Source organism: Methylobacterium sp. D53M, assembly GCF_053345625.1.
In genome coordinates this window covers 1-9,126 of sequence record NZ_JBKFAL010000054.1, presented here as the reverse complement: position 1 = coordinate 9,126, position 9,126 = coordinate 1, and the positions used below count along the sequence as shown (strand labels likewise).

Here is a 9,126-nt window from a genome sequence, read left to right as displayed (position 1 = left end):
CCCGCCTGCATGCGGCACCAGCGCCCGGAAAGCGTTCGCTTCGTTTCCTTGCTGGGACTGGACCTGAAAGCGGAACTCGGCTTCGCTACGCGAGGAGACTTTGCGGGTCGCATCGTCGCCAATTTGCTCGCCGTCGTCGTGGAAGGGTTCGACAACGCGCACGCAACGTAAGCCCGCGGTTCACGGTGTAGGAACTCGGCGGCCGATGGTTCGGCAACTCAAGGCCAGAGGCTTTCTACGGCAGGTTCTTCGGATACCGCTTGGGACACAATGTCTGAGAGGCCGAGCCATCACGCTATGGAACTCAGCTCCTCAGTCAGCCGCTCCATCATATCCGCCAACGCCTTAGGCCCGAGATGCATGCGCATGACCATCAGCGCGACGGCCCTTACGGTCTGCCTTCAAGTCGAAGCGGGCGATGGGTTTACCGTCTAACAGGAACGTTGGAACGCACTAGTCGTGCTCGCGCCTTTGGACGGACGTTAATCTCGAGGCGGTACCGGAACCCGAACAGCCACTCGATCCTCGGTACACCGGGCGATCGACAAGGTACGTCCAGCGCCTATCGACGTGGGATAAGCAAAGTCTGGGGCCTCGGGGCCCACTCGCGAGGTTGGCTTGGGTGGCGACCCGACGTTTCCCATTCTTCAAAAGGATGTTTCATATGGCGGCCACGACAAGACCAGCAGTTCAGCAACACCGATAATTTCTTGCTGAAAGAAGGCTGATGCGGGTTGCTTATAGCTTCACATTCTCAATAATCTGTTCCCGTGGAATTGCTGATCCGATCAGCGCATTCATGGCGTGGGGTTGAAGCCACCTGTGACGGCGTTTATTCCGGCATGTGACGACCATTGTCCGTAACGAATAACTTTTCGGAGTAGAACGTGAGTGCTAACGGATGACGATCGACCTGCGATCCGTCGATACGCTTGAGAAGAAAATAAAGCCAAATCTTATTGTAAATGGAGACGGAACAAGCGCTATCGCCTATCTCAATGAATTGAGATCACTTTCGATAAAGCCAGTTCAGAACATCGCAGCTGAGATAGAACAATTATTTGGACTTATGTCAGAAATCAGCTCAAAGAGCGAGGCTACAGCTAAGGACAAGAGGAAACGAGTCGCAAAACTTAAGAAAGATAATACGATAACGCTTGCGCACATCCGAGATTATCTTCGCTTTAGAACGCGCCTACACTCTATTGAAGATTTCGAGGATGTCTTGAGGTTTTTTATAAAACTTCAGTCTGATGGTCGAATTGTTCTTGTTAAAATTGACATTGAGAAGCTTTTTAAACCGAGCGTCTTCGGCTGGCGAATGATTGCGGTAGATATTATGATTCCGCAGACTAAAATGCTGGTTGAGCACTATATGACATTCGAAAACATGATCGAAATCAATGAAAGATGGCTGCACAAAGTCTATGAGGCTTGGCGATCTGTCGATCCGGAAAATATGACCTTGGAGGAAATAGACGATCGCGAACGCGACATAATGTTTAGTAGACTCGCGTATCGCGAACTGTTGTTCGACGGCATACAGCAAGGTCTAGAACCAAGTAAGCTTTCGGACGATCGAGCATTGATTGACGAAGCAATTCTTGATCAGCTCACGTCTTGTTTCGTCATCTAAGATATTATTGGATCCGATACGACGATAGCTCAGCATTTCTAACGACGACCTCAGATTTCATGGCTCCTGGTGCCGCGTTACCTGAGTCTAATACTTCATCGTGAGATGCAGACTCCTTTTGCTTGCTTGCTTCGCGCCAAGCTTTCACAAACAATTTTCGAAGTTCTGAAATTTTCAGTTTTCTATTTTCCAATTTATCCTGCAATATATAAGAAAACCTCAATGAAACTCTTTTTACAAAATCCACTTGCTCAATATATTCTTTATCGACAGCTTTGTTGATTTCGCTAAGGCCGCGATAGACTGAATAGTCCGACTCAAGTTCGTATGCATTCAGAACTTCCACCGAAATTTGCTTTAGTTTGAAATCTATTAACATGGGAATCCCCATGCCTTGCTTGGGCTCATAAATGAATAATTTATCGCGGTTGCGACTAAGTGCGAACACTTCGCGTCGTCCTCTGTTCGATTCAGCGACCTGTTCCTGGCGGCCATTGGAGCGCAACGTAACATAGTTGCGCAACACCTGGAACATAAGAGGATCATCAACCTGCCGCAAGCCCATGTGCGATCGGTAAACAACTAAGAGCGGCTAACAGAACCGTCTGATTTGGTTGAGTGTGATGAGGCTGGAAGCGAGGTTGGTGAAGGCTTCGTAGATGTCTGCACGTCGCTCGTAGCGCACGGGCAGCCGACGGAAGCGATTGAACCAAGCGTGCGTGCGCTCCACCACCCACCGGTGCCGGCCCAGCCTCTCGCTGCTCTCGATGCCGCGGCGTGCGATGCGCGGTACAATCCCGCGCGCCCGGCACTCGTGTCGGCGCCGTCGAGCGCCGTAGGCTTTGTCAGCGTGCAGTTTGTCCGGGCGGTGTCGCGGCCGGCCCCGCCGACCGTTGCGCACGGGTGGGATGGCATCAAGGGTCGGGGCCATCATCACACTGTCGTGCCGGTTGGCCCCACTCAGGCGAAGCCGAGCAGCGTACTGCTGCCCGACAACCGGGCGCTGGCGATGGTGGCCCATTGCAACGGGTTGCGCCTGCTGCGGCTTGTCAACGGGCTGCTCGACTTCTCTCGCGTCGAGGCCGGCCGCACTCGGGCCGCCTATCGGCTTACTGACCTGTCCCGGTTCACCGCCGACCTCGCCGGTAACTTCCGCTCGCTCTGCGAGCAGGCCGGCCTGACGTTGACCGTCGATTGCCCGCCTCTCGACGCCCTTGTGCCGCTCGACACCGAGATGTGGGTGAAGGTGGTCCTGAACCTCCTCTCCAACGCCTTCAAGTTCACGCTGGAGGGCGGGATCACCGTGCGGGTGCGGCGCGATGGCGACTGCGCCGTGCTCGCCGTCGAGGACTCCGGCACCGGCATCCCGGCCGAGGAGCTGCCGCGTCTGTTCGACCGCTTCCATCGTGTCGAGGAGGCCCAGGGGCGCACCTTCGAGGGGACGGGCATCGGCCTCGCCCTGGTGCAGGAGATGGTTCGACTGCACCGTGGGTCCATTCAGGTCGAGAGCGAACCCGGTTCCGGCAGCACCTTCCGCGTGTCGCTGCCCCTCGCGCAGGAAGGGGTCGGCACCGCGGGGGAGGGCGCTACGCCGGGCCTGACCGCCGCGCGGGTCGAGGCTTACGTCGCCGAGGCGCGCCGCTGGATCGACGGGGCGCGGGCGCGGGAGACCTGATCCTCGATGGCGAAGCGGTTCCCAACGCCAATCCGCAAACGGGGCGTGTCCTGCTCGCCGACGACAACGCCGACATGCGCGAGCACGTCGCCCGCCTGCTCACGGCCCAGGGCTACGACGTCCAGGCGGTAGCGCATGGAGAGGCGGCGCTGGCGGCCGCGCGCGAGCAGCGGCCCGACCTGCTGCTGACCGACGTGATGATGCCCCGCCTCAACGGCTTCGGCCTGCTCGCCGCCGTGCGGGGCGGCCCGGCCCTGGGTGACTTGCCCGTCATCATGCTCTCGGCGAGGGCCGGCGACGAGGCGAAGGTCGAGGGACTCGATGCCGGGGCCGACGATTACCTAACCAAGCCGTTCTCGGCCCGCGAGCTCATCGCGCGGGTGGGCACGAACCTCCAACTCGCCCGGGTGCGGCGCGAGGCGTCGGACGCCCTACGCCGGGTCAATGAGGATCTGGAACGGGAGGTCGCTGCTCGCACGGCCGAGCGCGACCGGATCTTGCAGGTCAGCCACGACATGCTGGGCGTGGCTGACAGCGACGGCATCTGGCTGGCGGTCAACCCGGCCTGGATGCTGACGCTGGGTTGGCACGCGCGGGACATCGTCGGGCGCAGCTCCGAATGGCTGGAGCACCCCGAGGACCGGGTGAAGACCCGCGCCGAGGTGGGGCGGCTCGCCGGGGGTGCCACCACCCTGGCCTTCGAGAACCGCTTCCGCACCCGTGACGACAGCTACCGGACCGTGTCGTGGACGGCGGTTCCCGCGGACGAACGCCTCTACTGCGTCGCCCGCGACGTTACGGAGAAACGTGCCCAGGCAATCAGCCTCTCCCAGGCCGAGGAGGCGCTGCGACAGTCGCAGACGATGGAGGCGGTCGGTCAGCTAACTGGTGGGGTCGCGCACGACTTCAACAACCTCCTAACCATCATCCGCTCGTCGGTGGACTTCCTGCGCCGGCCGAACCTGCCGGAGGAGCGGCGCGCCCGGTACTTGGACGCGGTGTGGGATACGGTGGACCGTGCCGCCAAGCTCACCGGACAGCTACTGGCCTTCGCTCGTCGGCAGGCGCTGAAGCCCGAGACCTTCAACGTCGGGGCCAGGCTCCAGGCCGTGGCCGAGATGGTCGACACCGTCACCGGTGCCCGTATCCGGATCGTGGTCGAGGTGCCCGAACACCCCTGCTTCATCTGCGCCGACGCGAGCCAGTTCGAGACGGCGCTGGTCAACATGGCCATCAACGCCCGCGACGCGATGAGGGGCGAGGGAACGCTCACCTTGCTGCTCGCCTGCGACCAGGCGTTGCCTGCCATCCGCGGCCACGGCCCCTCTTACAACGCGTTCGCAGCCGTCAGCGTCGCCGATACCGGAACCGGCATCGATCAGGACACCCTGGGCCGCATCTTCGAGCCATTTTTTTCACGACGAAGGAGGTCGGTAAAGGCACTGGCCTCGGCCTCAGCCAGGTCATCGGCTTCGCCAAGCAGTCAGGGTGCGACGTCGACGTGGCGAGCACCGTCGGGGAGGGCACGACCTTCACCCTCTACTTGCCGCAGGTGGACCCCATCGCCGAACCCGTGGCGGAGGATGCCGGCGAGTTCGCATGGGGGCGATGGGCGACGCGTGCTCGTTGTCGAGGACAACGTTGAGGTCGGTCGCTTCGCAACGCAGATCCTGGAGGACCTGGGCTACGAGACGGCGCTCGCCGCCAACGCAGAGGAAGCCCTCGACAGGCTCAATGGCGACGGTGCCGGCTTCGACGCTGTCTTCTCGGATGTCGTCATGCCGGGCATGGGCGGCGTCGCCCTCGCCAAGGAACTGCGTCGGTGCCTGCCCAACCTGCCCGTGCTGCTAGCCTCGGGCTACAGTCACGTGCTCGCGGAGGAGGGGACGTACGGCTTCGAGCTCCTCCACAAGCCCTATTCGGCTGACCAGATCTCCGGGGTCCTAAATAAGGTCATTCGCGGGAGACGTCGGAGGCTCGCTCCGAGCCGGTAGGTGACGGCGGGAAGCCCGCTATCCTTCATTCACCCTGATGAGGCCGAACGGTTCGCTCGCCATTCCTGCCGCGAACTCGACCTCAACCGGACAGTAGTCCGACCCGGTCCGGTTAGTAAGGTGTCGGCGCGCGACGAGACTGCCCTGTAGTGCGCCGCAATCCAACATCCGCCCGCCGCTTTAATGCGCATGCCGTCCGCAAGCAGACTGGCTGAAAACGACCCATGCCAGTCGTAAGAAGCGTCGTCGGCGAATCCTGAAAGCGGTCGTTCGTGGACCAACAGGTAATTCCAGCTCGTATCGACTTTCAGAAGCTGGCTTCCCGCCCCGAAGCCGACGTTCGCCTCGGAAGTTCTCATTTACGGACGTCAGGCGACGCATGCATCCGACGCTGTCGTGCAATGCACCCTACACACTGAATGTCAGGTAAATTCGGATACTGGGTAAATACCAAATTTACTTAACCTATCGAGTGCTGCGATGATCGCGGCTTCAACGTAATGCAGATTGCCGCTCGCCGTAGTCCCGGCAGTCCCGGTAGTCCGTGACGCAGATTTACGGTCCATGACGATTTCTCCATCCCATGCCGTAACACTAAGCGAATCCGACGGCCAGTCTTTGTCGACATTCCCACAATATTTTTCCCAAAGTTCTGGCAAGATCTCCACAAGATTGGCTGGTAGATAAGGCCTACGTTTCTTGTCAGATCTATAAGGGACATCGAATCCCAGTCGCTCTATAGCAGATATATGTACAGTCTCTCCAACAACCCCCTCGCTTCGATTATAACTAACGCATTTCTCTAGCCTTCGTAATTCTGGCGGCCTGTTGCCAATGGCGCGGATGCCGATACGATAGAGTCGGTACAGCCCCCGCCTAGACTCATGTTGAGTAGCAAATTCTTCGCCCGAGCTCATCAAAGGGGGGAAGACTAGGTCAAGGGAGGGAAAATCCGGATAATGATAGCTGACACGCTTTATCATCCAGTCGAGTGGGAGATCGTCTAGATTACGAATACCATTATTTCGGTCGTCGTCATCAACGTAGCCACCGCCGATGTCGGCATGCACCCCAGGGAACCACGTTTGCTCGGTGACCGAATTGCTCCATCGAAAACGGCTGCGGCGGAAGACGCTCGCTGCAAAAGGGAGTCGGCGCTCGTCTATGGCGAGGGCATGGAGGTTGAGCCGCACAACGGGCGATAATTCGACGTCGTGGAACTGGTAGAATTCACGGTTCAAGCGGAGCATGAAAGTGGATGGGATGCCGAGAGCCCCCACTGTATCGAAGACACCTAGACATGCGATGCGGATGTCTTCAAACGAATGTACGAAGGGCTGAAGCTTAACTCTAGCTCCCGGTAATCGGTCGTTTGGAGCCGTACGGTAGTACGACCAGGCCTGTTCCTCGTATTGTTTGTCGCAATGTTCTTCTTTAAGTAAGCCAGATGCGCCGATGTATCCTACGAGAGAACGAGCAGTGAACGCGCCGCGAGAAAACCCAAATACGAAGATTTCATCGCCAACACGGTAGTGGCGGCTCAAGAACTTATATGCCCGTCGAACGTTCCGAGCCAGCCCAAAGCCTAATATGCCACCCGCGAAACGGTCGAACGTCGGGCCGGTGCCGACGCCACGTTCATAAAAAAACAGATAGTCGTACCCGCCCGAATGACGGACTCCGATCGACTCATCTGCGCGGTCATCGGCGATGGCTTGGTTGATTGTTCGCGGCACCCAGTCGTTTGAAAGGCGCCGGGCAAGCAGGTCGCGCAATCGAACGATGTTTGTGTCCTTGTCCGTCGTCTCCGGATCGTTCCAAGTACCGTCAAGCAACAGAATAAGACGTCTCTTCGCGACGGTACACTTGGTGTCATTGGATTGACATTCCATAACCGGCGCCATTGCTGAAAATTCTAATTTGGTTAAATCTGCACAAGTCAGGCTTTGATGCAGCTACATTCTCTCCTCCAGATAGGCGTGCCCTGAAGCTGACTGGACCTGATCCCATCACATCTACAGCTTGAGTGGTGCCAGATGTCACATTATGCGATAAGACATTCCCGCTCGGACTGCCATTTACTAAGTACTCGAATCCAACGATTGATCTATTTGTGTTATCAAAAATTATGTAGCGCCGACCGCTACATGATTCACTCGAGGAAGGCCCCGCAGAAGTGACCGTAATTAGCAAACCGAGGGTAACTACAACTGCGCGCTGCATTGATGCACCTATCGCTTCCTGCAGTTAGCAAGCAGCTGTGCTTTATCGGCCTCACACTGGCGCTGAGTATCCTGACTGCCGTATTCATAGCCGCGCCAGAATGCTTTAATTGATTTGTCGTCGTACTTGGGATCGCCCGTAAGGATGCCTTGAAGTGCTATTTGTGGGTCAGGCTTCTGCCGAGCATGAAGCACTGTAGGAAAAATTTGGGTGGCCAACGAGAGGATTAGGACGACGGCAATACGCATCCGCAAATTCCTCATAGCTTATCCCACTCAAAGGACATGGAAGGTAGCCGACCTGCGCCCGAACGCGCAAGCGAATTCTGCTCTCTTGGAACCTTCGCGAGTTGATCTGCTAATCAGGCGCCTAAGGGTAGCATGTGTCCTAGCCAAAATCTCGATAACGCCTTAGCGCAGAATTACTTTCCGTGCATTTAAGCAAATATCGAAAGGATTTTGAATTTCGATTAACGCACAAACTCCGCAGTCGTAATTTGCTATATCAGTAATTACTGCAGCGAAAGTTTTCATTCGATCGCTTGAAAAAGGCTACAGAGAATCAAGAACGCCGGTTAGCCTTCCATATAGAGCAATCATTGCCGTACGATCGTCATTGATGAAGAATATGCTCATATTATGGGCATACGTCGGCGTTCCGGGTCGGAGCGGCGACAAACATCCACTGCTTGCAGGTGGACATTCTAAACATCGTCTTCGGGTCGTGAGCAGTCCCCGCGGCCATGTCCGCTTCGATGCGATCACCATTTGAAAGCCGCCCGGCAGTAAACCACCCGGAGCGGCCATTCCGATCTCGACCCATGTCAGGCATCCAGCGGATCGGCAGGGTATCGCCAAAGCGGTCATATGCTGGCTGATCTCAGAAGCCAGTTCGGGTAACATGCGCTTCCCCGACAGAACGCTGTTGCACTGCCCCTGACTGCCAAATGTATGACCAAAAATCCTTGTCGAAGCTGTTACTTCTCACCTTAGCCCCAGTGACCGGTATAATATTTTTCGCTTTTTTGTTGTCATATCTTTCGACTTGGACGATACGCACGGCAAAATTTCAGATCTCTGAAAGATCTACCATCGACTTCACAATTTCGAGGCGCTGGAGCATGGAGCAAACTATTAGTATCACTCGGGACGGCGATGTGCGGTCGCAAGCTAGCGAAGAGGTTTTCAAGAAGCCATATCACGCTGGCGGGCCTTTATACTTTGACGAACATGACGATAGGTATTATTTTGGGACGTATTTCGGGCTATATGAGATCGACGTCAACAATTATACCGTCAGGCATGTGTGCTACATCAGTGCGATGATAATTAAAAGAATTAGGTATATGGGATATTTTAGTCTTACAGATCTTGTGACGGGCACACGCGACAACGATGTCACCTTTACGCCGCCAGGTCGCAAACTCCCTTTTGGAGCCCGCTCCGTAGAAGATCCACTATCGCTTAACGGTAGGTGCGGATGAAGTACATGTGTCTGGCATATCAGTGGGGCATCCGTTGATCGTCTTAGGATCAAGATCCGGCGGGTACGAAGTCTGCTTTAATTGGTTTGCTGCCGGGAAGCGGACAGTCGGAAAT

Annotated in this window: 4 protein-coding genes and 2 pseudogenes; 3 read left to right on the top strand and 3 right to left on the bottom strand. The window is 56.7% G+C overall.

What is annotated here, in order from left to right; genetic code table 11:
• Positions 1–901: 901 nt before the first annotated feature.
• The gene (locus tag ACLBYG_RS31040; RefSeq protein WP_447684013.1) at positions 902–1,636 is read left to right on the top strand and encodes a hypothetical protein; all 735 of its coding nucleotides are present in this window, start codon (positions 902–904) and stop codon (positions 1,634–1,636) included.
• Between the two features lie 4 nt (positions 1,637–1,640).
• Here ACLBYG_RS31040 and ACLBYG_RS31035 read toward each other — a convergent pair whose 3' ends face one another.
• Together ACLBYG_RS31035 and ACLBYG_RS31030 are read right to left on the bottom strand one after the other, a co-directional pair.
• Positions 1,641–2,201 carry a hypothetical protein gene (locus tag ACLBYG_RS31035; RefSeq protein ID WP_447684012.1) on the bottom strand — a complete coding sequence of 187 codons (561 nt, stop codon included), beginning with the start codon at positions 2,199–2,201 and terminating at the stop codon, positions 1,641–1,643.
• Positions 2,202–2,228: 27 nt separating this feature from the next.
• Positions 2,229–2,606 (bottom strand): annotated as a pseudogene (locus tag ACLBYG_RS31030) (transposase); the annotation flags it as partial.
• Between the two features lie 39 nt (positions 2,607–2,645).
• Between ACLBYG_RS31030 and ACLBYG_RS31025 the strand changes: the two are divergent.
• Positions 2,646–3,311 (top strand): sensor histidine kinase, encoded by a 666-nt coding sequence (locus ACLBYG_RS31025; protein WP_447684011.1) that lies wholly within the window; start codon positions 2,646–2,648, stop codon positions 3,309–3,311.
• Positions 3,278–5,305, top strand: a pseudogene (locus tag ACLBYG_RS31020) (response regulator). The gene ACLBYG_RS31025 and the pseudogene ACLBYG_RS31020 overlap by 34 nt, the downstream one beginning before the upstream one ends.
• Positions 5,306–5,727: 422 nt before the next feature.
• Here ACLBYG_RS31020 and ACLBYG_RS31015 read toward each other — a convergent pair.
• Positions 5,728–7,197 carry a DUF2235 domain-containing protein gene (locus ACLBYG_RS31015; RefSeq protein WP_447684014.1) on the bottom strand — a complete coding sequence of 490 codons (1,470 nt, stop codon included), beginning with the start codon at positions 7,195–7,197 and terminating at the stop codon, positions 5,728–5,730.
• Positions 7,198–9,126 lie beyond the last annotated feature (1,929 nt).